General features: G+C 73.0%; 17 protein-coding genes. 9 read left to right on the top strand and 8 right to left on the bottom strand.

The genetic code is table 11. The annotated features are described in order from the left end of the window. Positions 1-11 precede the first annotated feature (11 nt). A complete protein-coding gene (locus tag AB0I79_RS27420; protein ID WP_357878179.1) occupies positions 12-956 on the bottom strand; it encodes a sugar ABC transporter permease in 945 nt (314 codons plus the stop codon). A gap of 215 nt (positions 957-1,171) precedes the next feature. Between AB0I79_RS27420 and AB0I79_RS27415 the strand changes: the two genes are divergently transcribed. Together AB0I79_RS27415 and AB0I79_RS27410 are read left to right on the top strand one after the other, a co-directional pair. Beyond that, positions 1,172-3,508, top strand: coding sequence for a DUF4832 domain-containing protein (locus tag AB0I79_RS27415; RefSeq protein ID WP_357878176.1), 2,337 nt, complete (start codon positions 1,172-1,174; stop codon positions 3,506-3,508). An 83-nt stretch (positions 3,509-3,591) separates the two neighbouring features. After that, positions 3,592-3,960 carry a hypothetical protein gene (locus tag AB0I79_RS27410; protein ID WP_357878173.1) on the top strand — a complete coding sequence of 123 codons (369 nt, stop codon included), beginning with the start codon at positions 3,592-3,594 and terminating at the stop codon, positions 3,958-3,960. 117 nt (positions 3,961-4,077) lie between these two features. Here AB0I79_RS27410 and add read toward each other — a convergent pair whose 3' ends face one another. Next, the gene (gene add / locus AB0I79_RS27405; RefSeq protein WP_357878170.1) at positions 4,078-5,007 is read right to left on the bottom strand and encodes an adenosine deaminase; all 930 of its coding nucleotides are present in this window, start codon (positions 5,005-5,007) and stop codon (positions 4,078-4,080) included. Beyond that, the gene (locus tag AB0I79_RS27400; RefSeq protein ID WP_357878167.1) at positions 5,004-6,149 is read right to left on the bottom strand and encodes a nucleoside hydrolase; all 1,146 of its coding nucleotides are present in this window, start codon (positions 6,147-6,149) and stop codon (positions 5,004-5,006) included. Before AB0I79_RS27400 ends, add begins: the two co-directional genes overlap by 4 nt. Before the next feature lie 71 nt (positions 6,150-6,220). On the opposite strand from AB0I79_RS27400, the gene AB0I79_RS27395 reads away from it, so the two are divergent. Next, a complete protein-coding gene (locus tag AB0I79_RS27395) occupies positions 6,221-7,201 on the top strand; it encodes a LacI family DNA-binding transcriptional regulator (protein WP_357878164.1) in 981 nt (326 codons plus the stop codon). Between the two features lie 75 nt (positions 7,202-7,276). Here AB0I79_RS27395 and AB0I79_RS27390 read toward each other — a convergent pair whose 3' ends face one another. Next, positions 7,277-7,672 carry a hypothetical protein gene (locus AB0I79_RS27390; protein ID WP_357878161.1) on the bottom strand — a complete coding sequence of 132 codons (396 nt, stop codon included), beginning with the start codon at positions 7,670-7,672 and terminating at the stop codon, positions 7,277-7,279. Positions 7,673-7,881: 209 nt separating this feature from the next. Between AB0I79_RS27390 and AB0I79_RS27385 the strand changes: the two genes are divergently transcribed. Beyond that, entirely contained in the window at positions 7,882-8,826 is a 945-nt protein-coding gene (locus tag AB0I79_RS27385) for an ABC transporter substrate-binding protein (RefSeq protein ID WP_357878158.1), read from the top strand. A 69-nt stretch (positions 8,827-8,895) separates the two neighbouring features. Here the strand turns inward: AB0I79_RS27385 and AB0I79_RS27380 are convergent, their stop codons facing one another. Next, on the bottom strand, positions 8,896-9,960 hold the full coding sequence (locus AB0I79_RS27380) for a serine hydrolase (protein ID WP_357878155.1): 1,065 nt from the start codon (positions 9,958-9,960) through the stop codon (positions 8,896-8,898). A gap of 159 nt (positions 9,961-10,119) precedes the next feature. Beyond that, positions 10,120-11,373: a cytochrome P450 gene (locus AB0I79_RS27375; RefSeq protein ID WP_357878152.1), complete on the bottom strand. Its 1,254-nt coding sequence runs from the start codon at positions 11,371-11,373 to the stop codon at positions 10,120-10,122. Positions 11,374-11,485: 112 nt separating this feature from the next. Between AB0I79_RS27375 and AB0I79_RS27370 the strand changes: the two genes are divergently transcribed. Further along, positions 11,486-12,469 (top strand): aldo/keto reductase, encoded by a 984-nt coding sequence (locus AB0I79_RS27370; protein ID WP_357878149.1) that lies wholly within the window; start codon positions 11,486-11,488, stop codon positions 12,467-12,469. A gap of 96 nt (positions 12,470-12,565) precedes the next feature. On the opposite strand, the gene AB0I79_RS27365 is transcribed toward AB0I79_RS27370, so the two are convergent. Both AB0I79_RS27365 and AB0I79_RS27360 read right to left on the bottom strand, forming a co-directional pair. Then, positions 12,566-14,050 (bottom strand): carboxyl transferase domain-containing protein, encoded by a 1,485-nt coding sequence (locus AB0I79_RS27365; RefSeq protein ID WP_357878146.1) that lies wholly within the window; start codon positions 14,048-14,050, stop codon positions 12,566-12,568. Beyond that, positions 14,047-14,901, bottom strand: a complete 855-nt coding sequence (locus AB0I79_RS27360; RefSeq protein ID WP_357878143.1) for a fumarylacetoacetate hydrolase family protein — start codon at positions 14,899-14,901, stop codon at positions 14,047-14,049. The genes AB0I79_RS27365 and AB0I79_RS27360 overlap by 4 nt, the downstream gene beginning before the upstream one ends. Before the next feature lie 71 nt (positions 14,902-14,972). On the opposite strand from AB0I79_RS27360, the gene AB0I79_RS27355 reads away from it, so the two are divergent. The 4 genes from AB0I79_RS27355 to AB0I79_RS27340 are packed head-to-tail and all read left to right on the top strand — an operon-like array spanning position 14,973 to position 18,081. Then, on the top strand, positions 14,973-15,686 hold the full coding sequence (locus AB0I79_RS27355; RefSeq protein ID WP_357878140.1) for an FCD domain-containing protein: 714 nt from the start codon (positions 14,973-14,975) through the stop codon (positions 15,684-15,686). Positions 15,687-15,699: 13 nt separating this feature from the next. After that, positions 15,700-16,944 (top strand): DUF3500 domain-containing protein, encoded by a 1,245-nt coding sequence (locus AB0I79_RS27350; protein WP_357878137.1) that lies wholly within the window; start codon positions 15,700-15,702, stop codon positions 16,942-16,944. Further along, entirely contained in the window at positions 16,944-17,330 is a 387-nt protein-coding gene (locus AB0I79_RS27345; protein ID WP_357878134.1) for a nuclear transport factor 2 family protein, read from the top strand. Before AB0I79_RS27350 ends, AB0I79_RS27345 begins: the two co-directional genes overlap by 1 nt. Positions 17,331-17,334: 4 nt before the next feature. Beyond that, positions 17,335-18,081, top strand: a complete 747-nt coding sequence (locus AB0I79_RS27340) for an IclR family transcriptional regulator (protein WP_357878131.1) — start codon at positions 17,335-17,337, stop codon at positions 18,079-18,081. The last annotated feature ends 99 nt before the right edge of the window (positions 18,082-18,180 follow it).

The raw sequence follows: 18,180 nt of genomic DNA, 5'->3' as shown, positions 1-18,180 counted from the left end.
GTGTTGCCTCCTCAGGCCAGGTCCGAGCGGGACGCCCGCAGCAGCCGCAACTGCACGACCGTGAGCACGCCGAGGATGAGCGCGAGCAGCAGCGCCGCCGCCGAGGCGTAACCCATGTGGAAGTACTGGAAGGCCTGCTGGTAGATGAAGTAGTAGATGACCCTGATCGCGCTGGTCGCCCCGCGGCCGCCCGCGGCCACGGCGACCGTGTCGAAGATCTGGAACGATCCGATCAGCGAGACCACCAGCACCAGGGCGAGGACGGGCCGCAACATCGGCAGCGTGACCGAGCGGAACATGCGCAGCTCGCCGGCGCCGTCGAGGGCGGCGCTCTCGTACAGGTGCGGCGGGATCTGCAGCATGCCGGCGTAGAGCAGCAGCGCGGTGTAGCCGGTGTAGGCCCAGGTGTTGACCATGCCGATCGTCGGCATGGCCCAGTCGGGCGAGACGAAGAAGCCGACGGTGTCGAAGCCGAGCGCCTTGAGCAGGTGGTTGACGAAGCCGAGGTCGGCGTCGAGCAGCCAGATCCACAGCAGGGCGACGGTGACGTTCGGCACCAGCCACGGCAGCAGCAACATCGCGCGCAGCGCCACCGACCGGGTGAGGCGGTGCATGAGCGCGGCCAGGAGCAGCCCGAGCAGCATCTGCGAGCCGATGTTGATCACGACGTAGTAGACGGTGACCCCGAGCGAGTGCCAGAACTGCGGGTCGCGCACGAGCTGTGCGTAGTTCTCGCCGCCGACGAACGCGGGATCGTTGAGCAGGTTGTAGTCCGTCAGCGAGTACCAGACGCCGCGCACGGTCGGGTAGCCGTAGAAGATCACGAAGCCGGCGAGGGCGGGGATCAGGAAGAGCCAGGCCGCCCGGCGGTCGTCACGCGGCCGGGGCCGTCTTCGCCGGGGGGCGCCGGTGTCGTCCGGCGGCTCGGCGGCCTGCGACCGTTCCTCGGTCCGCATCGTTCTCATCATCGTCCTCGGCGCTTGGTGAAATTGCCCTCTTGTCACGGAGTGACTCCCGAATAATGATGTGGGGCATCGGAAGTTTGTCAATAGCTCATCATATCTTGGCGAGCTGCGGCAACGTCTCCGAGTTCCTTCGTCCCACGTCAACCCTCACGTGGCGGGTCCGCGGCGACCCGCCTGCAGCCACGTATCCCGGAGGTTTCTCACCCATGCCTGTCCCCGTACGACCGTCGAGGCGGCTTCGCCAGGCCCTGTTAGCCGCCCTGGCCGCCGTCGCGCTGGCCCTGTTCCCGGCCGCCCAGGCGTGGGCGCTCGCGCCGGTCCCCGGCGGGGTCCCGCCCCGGCCGCAGGCCCCCGCGTCGCCCGACCCGTCGCTCCAGGCACACCCGCTGACGGCCGCGCCCGCGCCGCTGGACAACCCGCTCAAGGGCTTCGCCCGCTTCTACTGGCCGGGCAGCGACCAGAACACCGGCTACCCGCACTCCCTCACGTGGAGCTACTTCGGCCTGTCAGAGGTGATGACCGACCCGGCCGACTGCTCGAAGATCAACTGGTCCCTGCTCGACAGCGCGCTGAACGAGATCGCCTCGTACGGCAACCAGGCCGCCGTGCGCTTCTACCTGGAGTATCCCGGCGGCAGCGGCAGCCACCCGGCCAACGCCATCCCGCGCTGCTTCGACGGTCACGTCACGTACCGGACCAACACCTACTGGAGCACCACCAGCCCCGACTACGACAACCCGTACCTGCTCGACGCGCTCGGCGACTTCATCGCGGCCTTCGGCGCCCGCTACGACGGCGACCCGCGCATCGGGTTCATCCACCTGGGCCTCATCGGGCTCTGGGGCGAGTGGCACACCTGGCCGTACGACACCGACACCGGCGGCGACTCGTACCCGAACTTCATGCCGACCGACGCGCACGCCGCGCAGATCCTGCGGGCCTACGACGACGCCTTCGACAAGACCAAGCTGGAGCTGCGCTACCCCGACTCGGCGGCGGGCGCGGCGACGAACCTCGACATCGGCTACCACGACGACTCCTTCTGCTACCGGGAAGGCTCGCCGCTGGCCGGCGTCACGCTGCCGCAGTCGCTCGGCGGCGCCGGCTGGGCCCAGCTCCAGCGGGCGCTCAACGTGGGCGCCGAGAACAAGTGGATCACCGCGTCGATGGGCGGCGAGGTCAGGCCCGAGATCCAGACGTCGGCGTTCGCGTCCTGGCCCGGCGGCTCCGGCCAGGTCGACAACATGAAGGCGTGCATCGAGCTGGAGCACACCACCTGGAAGATCAACGAGCAGAGCATGAACTACCCGGCCGGCGACCCGAACGTCGCGGCCGCCGTCCGGCTCATGGGCTACAACCTCACCGTCGACAACGCCTACTTCAAGAACACCGCGAGCGGCACCACGAACGTCGGCGTGCGGATCAGCAACAACGGCGTGGCCCCGTTCTACTACCCGTGGACGCTCACCCTCGGGCTGAAGAACAGCGCCGGGACCGTGGTCAAGACGTTCGACACGCCGTGGGACCTGCGCACGGTCATGCCGCTCAAGATCCGCGCGTTCCCCGACTGGGGCGCCGGCTCCGACCCGGCCTACCTGGACTACGGCTACCCGCAGTACTTCCAGACCGGCGTGAACCTCTCCGGCGTACCCAGCGGGAGCTACCAGTGGGTCCTGCGGGTGAAGAACCCGCTGGAAGCCGTCTCGGCGAACGCCAAGAAGCTCCGCTTCGCCAACGCCACCCAGGGCGCGGACGGCTGGCTCGGCCTCGGCCCGGTCACCGTCGGCTCCGGCGGCGGCACCGACACCACCGCGCCCACCGCGCCCGCCGGGCTGACCTCCCCGTCCCGCACCACCGGCTCGGTCGCCCTGTCCTGGACGGCGTCCACGGACAACGTCGGCGTGGCCGGATACCGCGTCTACCGCGGCTCCACCGAGGCCGGCACCTCGGCGACGACCTCGTTCACCGACACCGGGCTGAGCCCCGCGACCTCCTACACCTACACCGTCAAGGCGTACGACGCGGCGGGCAACACCTCGGCCGCGTCGGCGCCCGTCACCGTCACCACCCTCCCGTCGCCGACCGCGGGCCTGGTGCTCGACGACTTCGACGGCAACCCGGCCTACCCGTCGGCCGCGCGCAACGACCTGGGCAAGTGGACCGGCGGCAACTGCTTCCTCAACGGCGGCGGCTCGGGCGCCGTGTCCGGCGGGGCGCTCGGCCTGCGCTACGACAACTGCGGCTGGTTCGGCAGCGACGTCAACACCAGCCTGTCCGCGTACACCCATCTCGTCATCCGGATCAAGGGAGCGGCAGGAGGCGAGCAGAGCCACTTCCACCTCGGCCTCGGCGGCGTGACCAAGGCTTTCGGCGACTTCACCCTCGACGGTGGCGGCCACCCGGCCATCACCACCGCGTACCAGGACATCAAGCTCCCGATGGCGGCCAACGGCATCAACCGCTCGTCACCCGGGCAGCTCGCGATGAGCTTCTGGCACGGCGGCAACAGCACCATCACCATCGACTCCATCTCGTTCCAGTGACACCCGGGGGCCGGGGCGCAACCCGGCCCCCTCACCGGTAGGCAGGTTGCTCGAACCCCCGTGCCCCCCTTGAATGGGGACTTATGTTCCTCCGCAGCCCCAAGCCCTTCAGCCGGCGCCCCACCGAACTCCTGATCGGTATCGGGTTCTTCGTGGCGGTCGCCGCGTGCGCGATCACCGCCCTGCTGGTTCCCGACACCCAGGTCGAGGCGCGGTTCGCCGTCATGGGGGTGGCCGCGTGCCTGTACGCGGTGGTCGCGGCCGACCTGTGGGCCGCTGTGGTGACGGGGGTCCTGACCTGGACGCTGGCCACCGGCTTCCTCACCCATCCAGTCGGCGAGCTCAACGTGACCGGGGGCTCCGACGGGGTCCGGCTGCTCGCCATCATGGGCATCTCCCTGGCCGGCGGGCTCTACGGCGTCTACCGCCGCCGCGCGGACCTGGGACGGTGACCGGGCCGGCAGTCATCGGGCCGGCAGTCATCGGGCCGGCCGTGGTCGGGCCGGCCATCACCGGGTCGGTCGTCACCAGCTCAGCGGTCGCCGGGCCGTCGGTCATCGGGTCGGCCGTCAGCTGAAAGCGCCGGCGGCGGCGTGCTCCTGTACCAGCCGCTCCTGCTCCCCGGTCCAGCCGGCCGCCTCGCGCAGGGCGGCGAACTCCCGCGTCAGCGAGGTGGCGGACGTGGTGCGCGCGTCCGTACCGACGGTGACGGCGAGGCCCGCCGCCAGCAGCCGGGTGGCGGGATGGACGGCCAGGCTGGGGACGGCGCCGGTCTGCACGTTGCTGACCGGGCACGTCTCCAGCGTGATCCGGTCACGGCGCAGGCGTTCGAGCAGCGCGCCGTCCTCGGCACAGCGCACGCCGTGGCCGATCCGGCGGGCGCCGAGCACCTCGATCGCCTCCCACACGCTCTCGGCCCCCGCCGCCTCGCCCGCGTGCACGGTGCACGGCAGCCCCGCCCGGTGCGCCAGGTCGAAGGCGGGCCGGTGCGGCGCGCCGGGATACAGCCGCTCGTCGCCGGCCAGGTCGAGCCCGCTGACCACGTCGCGGCGCCGTACGGCGAGGTCGGCGACGGCGAGGCTCTCCTCCGGGCTCTGGTGGCGCAGGCAGCACAGCAGCAGCGCCGTCCGCACGCCTGTCGCGGCGCGTCCCTCCGCCAGCCCCGCGGCGACCGCCGACACCGCTTCGTCCGGCGTCATGCCCAGCCGTCCGTGCTGCTGCGGCGCGAACCTCGCCTCGCCGTGGACGACGCCGTCGGCGCCCCAGTCCTCGACCAGCTCGCGCGCTGCCCGGCGCAACGCCTCGGGGGTCTGCAGGACTCGCAGCGGCAGGTCGAGGTAGGTGAGGTACCGGGTCAGGCTGCCGCAGACGGGAGGCGCGGTGACCAGCTCCGCCACCGGACGGTCCACGGCGATGCCCTGCTCGCGGGCCAGCTCGGCGATCGTGGCGGGGCGTACGGAGCCGTCGAGGTGGCAGTGCAGGTCGTGGCGGCCGGTCATGCGGGTCCTTCCGTCAGCGGCGCGGGAGTGCAGGCGTCCAGCGGCGCGGGGGTGCAGGTGTCCAGGGGCGCGGGGGTGCAGGCGTCCGGGGGTGTGGTGGTGAGGGCGTCGAAGAGCAGCCGTTTGAAGCCCGGCTCGTCGACCCGGCGGATCAGGGTCAGGTTGGGCGGGGGCGCCGCGCGCCGGCGGTCGATGACGAGCTGGCCGCGGGTCTCGTCGCCGACCGCCACGTCCACGTGGGCCTGCTCGCTGCCGAGGACCAGCTCGGGGCGCAGGGCCACCGCCATCGCGACGGGGTCGGGGAGGTCGTAGCCGGCCAGACCCGTGACGTCGCGGGCCCAGTCGGCGACCGTCCGGTTGATCCGGTGGGCGAAGGCGGCCAGGGGAGTGCCGAGGCCTTCCAGGCGGCGCTGGTCGTCGGGGGTCATGACGGCGTACTTGCGCGAGACGTCCCAGCCGATCCAGGTGACCCGTTCGGGCGTGGCCGCCCGCAGCACTATGCGTGCGGCCTCGGGGTCGGCCCAGACGTTGAACTCCGCGGTGGGGGAGATGTTGCCGCGCAGGTCCGCCGCGCCCGCCATGCAGTAGACGTGGCGGAACCGGGTCAGCAGGTCGCGGTCGCGGAGCAGGGCGGCGGCGAGGTTGGTGAGCGGGCCCAGGGTGACGAGCGTCAGCTCGCCGGGGTGGCGGTGGGGGAGGGACAGCAGGACGTCCACCGCATGGCCGTCCGCGGGGCCGCGCGCCGGATCGGGCAGGCCGGTGTCGCCCATGCCGTCGCGCCCGTGAACGTGCTGGGCGGTGGACGGCGGGCGCGTCAACGGCCGGTCGCAGCCAGGGTGGACGGGGACATCGGCGCGCCCGGCCAGCCCCAGCGTGATCAGGGCGTTGCGGGTGGCCGTGGCCAGCGGCACGTTGCCCGCCACGGTGGTCACAGCGCGGACATCACCACCGACCGCGGGGGCGTTGTCGCCACCGGCCCCGGGCACGTTGTCGCCACCGGCCGTGGGCAGGTCACCGTCGCCGGCTGCGGGCACGCCGCTGCCGCCGGTCGTGAGTACGTCGCCGACGGCGACCGCCAGCAGTAGGGCCACCGCGTCGTCCGAGCCGGTGTCGGTGTCGATGAGGAGGGGAAGTCCCGGCACGCGCTACCTCGTCTAATCGATTAGATCACGGATGCAGTATCTAATCGAATAGATGCGAGAATGTAAAGCCCATGAGCAGGCAGATCACCGTGGCCGACGTGGCCCGCCGGGCCGGCACCTCGACGGCGGTCGTCAGCTACGTCATGAACAACGGCCCCCGCCCGGTCGCCGCAGCGACCCGCGAACGCGTGCTGGCCGCGGCCGAAGAGCTCGGCTACCGCCCCAACCGCATCGCCCGCGCGCTGCGCTCACGCACCACCGGCGTGGTGGGCCTGGTGCTGGCGGACGCGCTCAACCCGTACTTCGGCGCACTGGCCGGGCACGTCGAGCAGGCGCTCGCGGGGCACGGCCGGCTCATGCTCATCGGCAACGCGGGCTACTCGGCCGAGCGCCAGCGGCATCTCGTCGAACGTTTCCTCGACGCCCGGGTCGACGGCCTGGTGATCGCCTCCGCCGACGCGGGCGACGACGTGGCCATGCACGCCCGGGCGGCCGGCGTGCCCGCCGTCTACCTGCACAACGGGCCGGCCACGGGTGACACGCCCCTGGTCACGGCCGACAACGGGCAAGCGGTCCGGGAAGCGGTCGCCCACCTGCGTGAACACGGTCACCAAGACATCGCCTTCCTGGCGGGCCCGCAGGACACCGGCCCGGTGGGCCGGCGGCGGGAGGTCTGGCAGGCGGCCACCGGAGGGCGGGGCGTGCTGCTGCGCTCCGGCTACGCCCGTGCCGAGGCCGATGCGCTGATCCGGCAGCTGGCGGCGACGGGCGAGGTGCCGAGAGCGGTGATCGCGGCCACGGACGAGCAGGCCATCGGGCTGCTGTCCGGGGCCTGCGCCACCGGCCTGCCCGTCCCCGGAGGGATGGCCGTCATCAGCCTGGACGGCACCCCCGACAGCGCCTACACCGCACCGTCGCTGACCGCCACCGGGCAGCCTCTCGCAGCGATGGCGCGGCAGGCCGTCGACCTGTTGCTCGACAGCGCGTCTCCGCCGTACTCGCCGAGCGCGGCCCTGGTCAGGAGGCGTAGCTGCGGTTGTGAGGACGGCTGATCGGCGAGCTTCCCGTCCACGTCCTTCACGAGAAGCCGTCCGCCCGGGCCTTCATGAGAAGCTGCCCGCCCACGTTCATGAGACGGTTCCGCCCAGGTCGTGAGAAGCTTCCCGGCCAGGTCGGGACGGAGGGGGCCTGCGTCCGAAGGTGCGATCGATGGCGATGCGGGTGAGCCAGCTCAGGCCGGCGGTGAAGAGCGGAGGCCACACGATCGGGCCGAAGGAGTAGCCGACCAGCACCACCAGCGGGATCCACACCCGGTGCACGGCTTGGTGGAGCGGGCCCGGCAGGCGGGCTCCGGCGAGCCGGGCCGCGTCGGGAAGGACGAAGAAGGCCAGCGCGGCCGACGTGGTGGGCAGCCCGTACTTGGCGCTCTCGAAGACCGCGAAGGCGGCCAGGAACAGCGCGAGCGCTCCCCAGGCGAGCCTTCGCGGCCAGGTCACCGCCGCGCGTGTGCTCTCGATCGTCACGCCGCCAAGCGTACAGAAGAAATACGAGTCATACATCGCCTTTTCGCGGCTGAATGCGGTGTGAAACAACCCCGGCGTACGCTGTCAAGGCAGTCAAGATCCTGTGCAAACCGCCTGCTGGGCAGGGCCTCCGGCAGGCGCGTTCCACTTGCACCACCGGACTCGGAAAGGCAGTGGCGATGCGACTGACCAGGATCGTTGTCGCGGGTATGGCAGTGGCGCTGGCGCTCGGCGCGTGCGGTGGCGGTGGGGGCGGGGGACAGAGGGGCGCGTCCTCCGGCGGGCTGGAGAAGAGCGAGCTGCTGATCGGCGTGGTGCCGGTCGCGTCGGCCGCGTCGCTGTTCATCGCCGAGAAGCGCGGCTTCTTCAAGGAGGAGGGGCTGACCGTCAAGACCGAGATCATCCAGGCGCCCACCGCCGTCATGCCGAAGATCGTCAACGGCAGCATGGACGCGTTCCTGACGAGCTACGTCTCGCTCATGACGATCAACGACTCGGGTGCCGCCAAGCTCAAGCTGTTCCAGCACACGATGGGAGGCGCTCCGGGATTCTGCGCGGTGGTCGTGGCCGAGGGGTCGCCGATCAGGACCGTGGCCGACCTGAAGGGCAAGACCATCGCGGTCAACGTCCTCAAGACGCTCGGGCACACGGTGGTCAACGCCCACCTGCAGCAGGCCGGGCTCAAGCCGGACGACGTCAAGTTCGTCGCCGTGCCCTTCGCCGACCAGCTCGGCGCGCTGTCCTCGGGGAAGGTGGACGCGGCCTGGCTGGCGGAGCCGTTCCTGAGCGCGGCCAGGAAGGACGGCGCCGTCCAGATCGTCGACACCATCGGCGGGCCCACGGCGGGCGTGCCGATCGACGGGTGGGGCGTCACGGAGCAGTGGCTGGCCAGGTACCCGAAGACGGCCGCAGCCCTGCACCGGGCGCTGGCCAAGGGGCAGCAGATCGCCGGGGCCGACCGCAAGGCCATCGACGAGGTCGTGCCGACGTACACGCAGATCCCTGGGGACGTGGCGGCGGCCATGCGGGTCGGCGAGTTCACGATGGAGGCCGACAGGGCCGGCGTGCAGAAGCTGGCCGACCTCATGCACGGCTTCGGGTTCCTCAAGGCCAGGCCGGACGTGGGGCAGATCTTCGCGTCGACGGGCGGCTGACCGAAAGATTGCCGCTCCAGGTCACACGGCGCCTCGGCTGCGCCGGGCCGGAGACGGTCTCACGGCACCTCAGCCCTGCTGGGACAGGGTGTCGGTGACGAGCCGGCTCACCTTGCCCACCGCCTGCACGCCCGCGCCCATCGAGCCGTGCCGGTGGGAGATGACGGCGATCAGGTACGTGTGCCCCCGCGTCCGTACCCGCCCGATGCTGTTGACCGTCCACCGCCCGCCGTGCCGGGGACGCGGCAGCCAGCCGTTCTTGAGCGCGACGTCCGCCCCCTGGCGCCCGGCCGCGCTCACACCCCACGCCTGCCCGGGTGTCACACCTCCCATGAGACCCAGCACGTACCGGCGGTTCTTCGCGGACAGCGGGCTCCGCGGCGAGGTGAGCGCGGCCAGCAGCCGGACCTGGTCGGCGGCGCTGGTGGTGGTCGAGCCCCACGCCCCGCTCGGGTCGGGCCTCGTCTCGCGCAGGCCGAACCGCCGGTTCGCGGCGGCCAGCCCGGACGCGCCGCCGATCGCCGACCACAGCGCCGAGGCGGCGGCGTTGTCGCTGACCCGGATGGCCCGTGCGGCGGCCCGCTGCTCCCCGGCGGTCAGGCCGCGCCGCTGGCGCTGGGCCTTGAGCAGCAGCGCCATCACGATGTCCACCTTGACGATGCTGGCCGTGGCCGTCCTGAGCCCGGGGTTGTAGGAGTAGGACAGGCCGGTCGACAGGTCCCGCACCGACACCGCCACCTGGCCGGGGACGGCGCCGAGGTACTGGTCGATCGCCCGGGTCAGCGGCTTGCTGAACGAGGAGCTCTTCGGGCGGCCCAGCGGCTCGGCCAGACCGGCGACGGTCCCGCGCAGTACGGACGTCCCGCGCAGGACGGACGGGTGCGCGGCGACGCCCGGCCCCAGCGCCAGGAACGTGGCCCACGTCCGGTAGGTGTCGAGCCCGCGCCGCAGCGTGAGGGTGTAGCGGCCGGGCCTGCCGTCCGCCGCGCACGTGGCAGGCCCGCAGGCAGGGGTGCCGGGTAAGGCCGCCGCTTGGATCGTTCCAATGCCCGTTCCGACGCCCGTTCCGGTGACCGCCAGCGCCAAGGCGGCCGTGGCGAGCACGCGCGCCCTTCCCCGCTTCGGGGTGAGCACGCGCGCCTTCCCTCGGTTCGGGCCGAGCACGTGCGCTTTCCCCCGGTTCGTAGTGAAGTTCATCCATCGCCCTTGCGCGCACCGCCCCCGGCGCGTCCCCCGGGTGGTGGATCCCGGCCACCCCGCGCACCGGGACCACCACCTGATATGTGTGCGGCGTCAGCCGTTTGTCCCTCCTTCGTCCGGTACGGCCTTCCGGATGACGGAGGCGGCGAACCGCACGGGCAGGGCGACGGGGCCGCGGGTGATGCCGGCGGGCAGCCAGCGCACCCCCGCCGACGGGTCGGCCCAGGCCAGCCCGGGCAGCCGGGCCAGCAGCACGCGCAGCCCGACGGCGGCCTCGACGCGCGCCAGCGGGGCGCCCAGGCAGTAGTGGATGCCGTGACCGAAGGCCAGGTGCCGCGGCTCGGGGCGGGTCACGTCGAGGCGGGCGGCCTCGTCCGGCGGGAGGGCGTCGCGGCCGGCCGAGGTGAGGGCGACCGCGACGGCCTGACCGGCGCGGATGTGCTGCCCGCCGAGGGTGAGGTCCTCGGTGGCGAAGCGGGCGGGCGTGGTCTCGACGGGAGCGTCGAAGCGCAGGAACTCCTCCACCGCCGCCGGGACGAGATCCGGCCGCGCCCTGAGCCGCGCGGCCTGCTCCGGGTGGTCGAGGAGGGCGGCCAGGGCGTTGCCCAGCAGGTTCACGGTGGTCTCGTGGCCGGCCACGACCAGCAGGACGGCGGTGCCGAGCAGCTCTGTGTCGGACAGGCGGCCGTGGTCGTCGTCATGCACGCGGATGAGCTGGGAGAGCAGGTCCCCGGCGGGGGCGCGGCGCTTGTCGTCGAGGAGGCCGCGCAGGTAGGAGTTGAGCGCCAGCAGGGCGGCCCGCTGCCTCTCCGAGGGGTTGCTCATGCCCTCGCGGGTCCAGCGTTGCAGGTCGGCGCGGCGCTCCTCGGGGACGCCGAGCAGCTCGCAGATGACCGCCATGGGCAGCGGCCTGGTGAACGAGGCGACCAGGTCGGCCTGGCCGGCGGGGGCGAAAGCGTCCACGAGCTGATGGGAGAGCTGCTCGATGCGCGGGGCGAGCCGTTCGGCGGCGCCCGCGGTGAACGCCTTGGAGGCCAGGCGGCGCAGCCTGGTGTGCTCGGGGGGATCGGCGGTCAGCATGTTGCCGCCGAAGCCGGAGCCGGCGAGCATGATGTGCTGCCCGGCGGCGCGCAGCCGCTGGGCGAACGGCTCGGGGTCCTTGCTCAGCTTCGGGTGAGCCAGCGCCTCCCGGCCCAGCTCGTACCCGACGACCAGCCAGACGGTCGAGCCGTCGGCGGAGCGCACGCGGTGGATCGGGCCCCGTTCCCGCAGCTCGGCGTAGCGGGCGTGGGCGTCGGCCTTGAAGTCGGGAGTCCCGACCAGGATGGCGTCATCGCGGGTGGTCATGACCTGAATGCTCCGCCCGATGACATATCGGGCGCCAGTGCTTCTTGACCTGGACCCTGGTCCAGGTGGCAACGTCGTCCTCGGCAGCGTCCATGGCACGAGGGAGCCTGACATGACATTTCGGCAGCTTGGACGGAGCGGCATCCAGGTGAGCGCCATCGGGTTCGGCGCCTGGGCCATCGGCGGGCCGTTCACGTCCGGCGGCAAGCCCGCGGGATGGGGGGAGGTGGACGACGAGGAGTCCGTCGCGGCGGTGCGCCGCGCGCTCGACCTCGGGATCACCTTCTTCGACACCGCCGACGTCTACGGCACCGGCCACAGCGAGCGCGTCCTCAGCAGGGCGCTGGCGGGACGGCGGGACGAGGTGGTCATCGCCACCAAGTTCGGCAACGTCTTCGACGCGGGCGCCCGCACCGTCACCGGCCGCGACCTCTCACCCGGCTACATCCGTCAGGCCTGCCGGGCGTCGCTGGACCGGCTGGGCACCGACCGCATCGACCTCTACCAGCTGCACATCGGCGACGCGCCGCTGGAGCAGGTGGACGACCTGGTCGCCACGCTGGAGGAGCTCGTCGACGACGGGCTGATCCGCGCCTACGGGTGGAGCACCGACGACCCCGAACGGGCGGCGGCCTTCGCCAAGGGCCCGCACTGCGCGGCGGTGCAGCACGAGCTCAGCGTCCTGCGTGACGCCCCGGCGATGCTGGCCGTGTGCGAGACGCACGAGCTCGCGTCCGTCAACCGGGGGCCGCTGGCGATGGGGCTGCTGTCCGGCAAGTACGGCCCGCAGTCCCGGCTGCCGATGAACGACGTGCGCGGGGACTCGCCGGCGTGGATGACGCTCTTCCGCGACGGCCGGCCCGCCCCGGAGTTCCTCGCCATGATGGAGGCGATCCGCGACATCCTGACCTCCGGCGGCCGTACCCTCGCGCAGGGCGCGCTGGGCTGGCTGCTGGGCCGCAGCGACCGTACGGTGCCGATCCCCGGGATCAGGACGGTGGCCCAGGCCGAGGAGAACGCGGGCGCGCTCCGGCACGGGCCGCTGAGCGCGGCGGAGCTGGCCCGGATCGGCGAGCTGCTGCAACGACCGGCCTGAACCGGCGGCCCCCTCGACGCCGGCGGACGGGTGCGCCCGCTTCAGCGGTGGAGGGCGAGTGCGCGCTTCAGCGTTCGGAGGGCCGGGGCGTCCGCTTCAGCGTTGGAGGGCGATCTGGCGGACGCACTCGTCGGCGATGCGGCGGGCGAAGCCGGCCGGGTCCTCGTGGGCGGGCACGTGCTCGGGCACGACGGCGTGCACGATGCCCGCGGCGAGCAGGTCGGCGGCGCGTACCCGCTGCAGCCTGGCCACTGCGGGCGCCTGGTCGGGGCCGCCGTGCAGGATCGCGCTCGCGCCCTCCGGCGGGAGCGGTGACAACCACGCGTTGCTCGCCGCGATCACCCGGCGGGACGGCAGCAGCGCCAGCGCGCCGCCGCCGGTGCCCTCGCCCAGCAGCACCGAGACGGTGGGGACGGTGAGCTCCACCATCTCGGCCAGGCAGCGGGCGATCTCGCCGGCCAGCGCGCCCTCCTCGGCCGCCGCCGAGAGGTCCGCCCCCGGGGTGTCGATGACGCAGATCAGCGGCAGGCGCAGCTCCTGGGCGATGCGCATGCCGCGGCGGGCGCCGCGCAGCGCGGCCGGGCCCAGGGGGCGGTGCTGGGACTGGGTGCGGCGGTCCTGCCCGACGAGGACGCAGGCGGTGCCGGAGAACGAGGTGAGCGCCAGCAGGAGCGCGTCGTCGGTCTCGCCGAGCTGGGTGCCGTGCAGCGGCAGGACGTCGTCGGCGGCGTGCCGGAGCAGCTCCCGCACGCCGGGCCGGTCGGGGCGACGCGTGAGGGCGATCGAGGACCACGCGTCACCTCCGGCGACCGGAGCCTCCCCATCCGGAAGGGGCGCGGCCGGGCGGGAAGTGTCGGGGAGGGGCGCGTTCGAGTGAAGGGTGCCGGGGAGGGGTGCGGCCGGGCGGGGGGTGCCGGAGAGGAGGGCGAGGGCGCGGGCGGCGAGGTCGGCCAGCTCGCCCGTCGGGACCACCGCGTCCAGGATGCCCTTGTCGACCAGGTTCTCGGCCACCTGGACCCCCTCCGGGAACGGCTCGCCGCGCAGGGTCCGGTAGACGAGCGGCCCGAGGAAGCCGATGAGCGCCCCCGGCTCGGCGACCGCGACGTGCCCGAGCGATCCCCAGGAGGCGAACACGCCGCCGGTCGTGGGATGGCGCAGGTAGACGAGGTACGGCAGCCCGGCGGCCTTGTGCGCGACGACGGCCCGGCTGATCTCGACCATCCGGACGAACGCCGGCGTGCCTTCCTGCATGCGGGTCCCGCCCGAGGCCGGCGCGGCGATCAGCGGCAGCCGCTCGCGCGTGGCCCGCCGGACGGCGGCGACGATGCGCTCCGCCGTGGCCACGCCGATGGAGCCGCCGAGGAAGCCGAACTCGCTGACGACGAGCGCCGCCGCGTGCCCGCGGATCGACGCCTGCCCGGTGAGCACCGCCTCGTCGGTGCCGGCCCGCTCCTCCGCGCGCCGGAGCACGGCGAGATAGCCGGGTTCGTACGCGGCCCGCTCGATCGGCTCGTCCCAGGAGCGGAAGCTGCCGGGATCGACCGTGGCCTCGATCAGGGCGCGGGCGGACGGCCTGCTCATGCGGGGCGCAGCCGGGCGTCGTTGCCGACGATCGGGTTGCGCAGCGTGCCGAGGCGCTCGACCTCGACCTCGACCACGTCGCCCGGCTGCAGCAGCCACGGGGGAGTGCGGGCGTAGCCGACCCCGGCGGGCGTGCCGGTGGCGAGCAGGTCGCCGGGGCGCAGGGTGAACGTGCGCGAGATGAGCGAGAGCGTGTCGCCGACGGTGTAGACCATCTCGTCGGTGCTGCCGTCCTGCACGACCTCGCCGTTGACCCGGGTGCGCACGCGCAGGCCGTCGCGCAGGTCGCCGACCTCGGCCGCGGGCACCATGGGGCCGAGCGGGCCGGAGCTGTCGCCGTTCTTGCCGAGGATCCACTGGCTGGTCAGCTTCTGCGCCCTGCGCGAGGTGAGGTCGTTGAAGGCCGAGTAGCCGACGACGGCGGCCAGCGCCTGCTCGGGGCCGGCGTCCACCAGCGGCGCGCCGACGTACGCGACGACCTCGCCCTCCCAGTCGAGGCCGTCCTCGTTCGCCGGGACCGGCACCGGGGCGCCGTCCACGGTCAGCGACTGCGTCCACCGGGCGAACAGCGTCGGGTGCGGCGGCAGGTCCTTGCCGGCGAAGGAGCCTTCTTCGACGTGCTTGAGGTAGTTCAGCCCGATGCAGATCACCCGGGCGCCGGGCAGCACCGGCGGCACGAACGTGACCTCCGGGGCCGGAACCGTCTCACCGGCCGGCTCCCTGGACAGGAAGCCCTGCGCGTCGGCCCAGAACCGCTCCAGCGGCGCCAGCACCGCGACCTCGGTGCCGTCGGCCGACAACGACGCCACCTCGACCGGGCCGCCGTTCCGGCAGATCCCCACGATCCTCATCGGTCACCTCTCCTGGGACGGAAGGTACGAACCCTTCTAAAGGTTCGAAGGTTTGTGCTTAGATAAGGACTATGCCGCAGAGTTCCTCCCCCGGACAAGCCCTGACCGGCCTGGGACAGGGCGCGCGTACGCGTGCCGAGCAACTGGCCGCCCTGCTCGACGACCGGATCCGCACGCGCGGGCTGGCCCCGGGAGAGCCGGTCGGGACGCTGGAGTCGCTGCGCGCGGAGACCGGCCTCGCCTACGCCACGGTCAGCGAGGCCGTCCGGCTGCTGCGCGACCGGGGCGTGCTGGAGATCCGGCCGGGGCGCGGCGGCGGGCTGTTCGTCGCCGAGCGCGGGCCGGTGGTACGGCTGCGGCACACGCTGTTGAGCGTCGAGGAGGAGCCCGGTACGGTCGCCGACGCCATCGAGCTGCGCGACCACCTGGAGGAGCTGATCGACGTCGGCGCCGCCCGGCACCGCACCGACCAGGACGTCGCCGACCTGCGCGGCCTGCTCCGGCAGCTCCGCGCCGCGCCCGACTGGAACGGCTTCATGCGCGCCAACTGGGCGCTGCACGAGCGGATCGCCGCGATCAGCCCCAACGCGATGGCGCGGGCGGTCTACACCGGGACCCTCGGCCACCTGGGCGCCGCGTCCTCCCGCTTCGACGACGACCCGGCCGCCGCCGCCGGCTACCGCGCCGAGCGTTACCAGGTCCACGCCGACCTGGTCGAGGCGATCGCCGGCGGCGACGAGGCCGCGGTCCGCGCCGCCGTCGCCCGGCACAACACCACCACGTAAGAAGGGGCCACTCATGCCCGGTGAGTACCGCCAGTACCTGTTCCCGCACGATCACCCGAGGCTGGCCGAGGTGCGGGGCCTCGACCCGTACGCCTACCGCGAGTTCGCCAGGAAGCCGGGCACGTTCACCGGCGGCCTGGTCGAGGGCTGGACGCCGCTCTACAGGAACGACTTCCACGGCGTCACCGAGGACGGCGTCCTGCGCGCGGGCCTCTACCCGCTCAAGCCCGCGGAGCCGGGGGAGGAGGCGCCGGTCGAGGCCATGGTGAGCGCCGCGAACGACCTGCTCGCCGCCCTGGACGGCGAGGGGCGCGAGCGGATCTCGTACGCCGTGGACGCCGTGGAGTGGCAGACCTGGGCCAACCCGGAGTTCATGCAGTTCGACACCGGCCTGCGGCTGGACCTGCAGCCGGAGGCCGTGCGCGAGCGGGCGCTGGCCCTGGTGCGCGCCTCGCTCTCGCCGGAGGGTTTCCGGCTGGCGCACGCGATGATGCTGGTCAACGGCTTCCTCGGCGAGGTCGTCGGCCTGGAGACCATACTCAACGAGTACAGCTACAACCTCGCCCTCTACGGCACCCCCGACCTGCGGGCCCCGTGGGGATGGCAGCTCTACGGCCACCACTGCGCGCTCAACTGCCTGGTCGTCGAGGGGCGCATGGCGCTGTCGCCGGTGTTCCTCGGCGCCGAGCCCGACGAGATCGACGCCGGCCCGCACGCCGGCCTCCACGACCTGTTCGCCGACCGGGTGGAACTCGGGCTGCGGCTGATGGCCGCCCTGCCGGAGGAGCGGCGGAGGCAGGCCGTCGTGTACGAGCGGATGGTCGATCCGGCGATGCCGGAGGGCCGGGTGCATCCGGGCGACGAGCGGCACCTGGCCGGGGCGTTCCAGGACAACCGGATCATCCCGGTCGAGGGTGTGCGCCTCACCGACGTGCCGGCCGAGGCGCGGGAGCACGCGCTGGCCATCGCCGGGTCGTTCGTCCGGCTGCTGCCGGAAGGGCCGCGCGCCGCCCGGATGCGGGAGATCGCCGAGCACCTCGACGAGACCTGGTTCTGCTGGATCGGCGGGCACCAGCCCGGCGACGTCTTCTACTACCGGCTGCAGTCGCCGGTGCTCATCGCCGAGCTCGACCACCACTGCGGGGTTTTCCTCGACTACGACACGCCCAAGCCGTTCCACGTCCACACCGTGCTGCGCACCCCGCACGGCAACGACTACGGCCGCGCGTGGGTCCGTCAGTGGCAGGAGCGGGCCTGATGAGCGCGGAGGCGAGGCACCACATCGCCAACGTGCTGCACACCTACACCGACATCGCCGACCGCAAGGACGTCGAGGCCGCGGTGGCGCTGCTCGGCTCCGCCCGCGTCACGTTCCCCGCGGGCGGCTTCGACAGGCCGGGCCGGGCGGCGGAGTTCTTCACCGGCCTGTGGGCCTCGCCGCTGCCGCACCGGCACGACGTCTCCAACCTCGTCGTGACCCCCGGCGGCCTGCCACGAACGTGGACGGCCCGCGCCCACTACACCCGCTGGGTGTTCGACCCCGCGCCGGTGCTGCACACGCTCGGCGAGTACACGATGGTGGTCCAAGAGGAAGACTGGCTGGTCACAGAGCTGACAGTGACCAGGACGTGGACCACAATCTAGGACCGTGACGGACATCGGCCGGGCCACCATCGTCCTCGACGCGATCGCCGAGAGCGCGGGGCCCCTGACGCTGACCGAGCTGTCCGCGCGCACGCGGCTGCCCCGCTCCACCGTGCACCGGGTGATCCAGGCGCTGGAAGGCGAGCTGTACGTCGTGCGGGTGCCCGAGCGCCCCGGCTACGTGCTGGGCCCTGGCCTGCTGAAGTTCGGCATGAACGCGCACCTGCGGCTGCTGGCGGCCAACCGCGCCCGGCTGGCCTCGCTGGCCAGGGAGGTCAGCGAGAACGTGGAGCTGGCCATCTTCAGCGGCCGCGAGGTGGTCGTGGTGGACCAGATCGCCTCGCCGGAGCGGCTGAAGGGCGTGACCAAGGTCGGCAGGAGCTTCTCGCTGCACGCGAGCTGCATCGGCATGGCGCTGCTCGCGCAGCTCCCCGACGCGCGGGTCGCCGAGCTGCTGCCCGGCCGGCTCGAACGTTTCACCCCGAACACCGTCACCGACCACGGCGCGTTGATGGCCGAGCTCGCCGGGATCCGGCGCTCGCACGTGGCCGTGGATGTCGAGGAGCACGACGTCGGGATCTGCGCGGTCGCCACCGGCATGTCAGGCCCGACGGGCGCGCTGCAGGCGGTGGCGGTGGTCATGCCGACCCGCCGGTTCAGGGCCAAGGCCGCGCTCGCGGTCGAGAGCCTGCGGCTGGTCAACCGGCTGGTGGACGCCGACCTGGCGATCGAGCAGCACGGGCTGGGCTGACCGATCGCCGTCGCCCGTGCTCACCGGCCCGCCGCAGTGGCGGGCTCGGCGGCGGGCTCGGCGGCGGGCGCTGCGGTGGGGGCTGCGGTGGGGGCTGCG

Source organism: Nonomuraea sp. NPDC050202 (assembly GCF_040656115.1).
GTDB lineage: Bacteria > Actinomycetota > Actinomycetes > Streptosporangiales > Streptosporangiaceae > Nonomuraea.
Note: the sequence above shows the minus strand (reverse complement) of the source record. Positions and strands in the feature narration are given on the sequence as shown.

Coding starts and splice junctions, on each gene's coding strand:
- AB0I79_RS27420 (WP_357878179.1), bottom strand. CDS start 956: ATGCGGACCGAGGAACGGTCGCAGGCCGCCGAGCCGCCGGACGACACC.
- AB0I79_RS27415 (WP_357878176.1), top strand. CDS start 1,172: ATGCCTGTCCCCGTACGACCGTCGAGGCGGCTTCGCCAGGCCCTGTTA.
- AB0I79_RS27410 (WP_357878173.1), top strand. CDS start 3,592: ATGTTCCTCCGCAGCCCCAAGCCCTTCAGCCGGCGCCCCACCGAACTC.
- add (WP_357878170.1), bottom strand. CDS start 5,007: ATGACCGGCCGCCACGACCTGCACTGCCACCTCGACGGCTCCGTACGC.
- AB0I79_RS27395 (WP_357878164.1), top strand. CDS start 6,221: ATGAGCAGGCAGATCACCGTGGCCGACGTGGCCCGCCGGGCCGGCACC.
- AB0I79_RS27385 (WP_357878158.1), top strand. CDS start 7,882: ATGGCAGTGGCGCTGGCGCTCGGCGCGTGCGGTGGCGGTGGGGGCGGG.
- AB0I79_RS27375 (WP_357878152.1), bottom strand. CDS start 11,373: ATGACCACCCGCGATGACGCCATCCTGGTCGGGACTCCCGACTTCAAG.
- AB0I79_RS27370 (WP_357878149.1), top strand. CDS start 11,486: ATGACATTTCGGCAGCTTGGACGGAGCGGCATCCAGGTGAGCGCCATC.
- AB0I79_RS27365 (WP_357878146.1), bottom strand. CDS start 14,050: ATGAGCAGGCCGTCCGCCCGCGCCCTGATCGAGGCCACGGTCGATCCC.
- AB0I79_RS27360 (WP_357878143.1), bottom strand. CDS start 14,901: ATGAGGATCGTGGGGATCTGCCGGAACGGCGGCCCGGTCGAGGTGGCG.
- AB0I79_RS27355 (WP_357878140.1), top strand. CDS start 14,973: ATGCCGCAGAGTTCCTCCCCCGGACAAGCCCTGACCGGCCTGGGACAG.
- AB0I79_RS27350 (WP_357878137.1), top strand. CDS start 15,700: ATGCCCGGTGAGTACCGCCAGTACCTGTTCCCGCACGATCACCCGAGG.
- AB0I79_RS27345 (WP_357878134.1), top strand. CDS start 16,944: ATGAGCGCGGAGGCGAGGCACCACATCGCCAACGTGCTGCACACCTAC.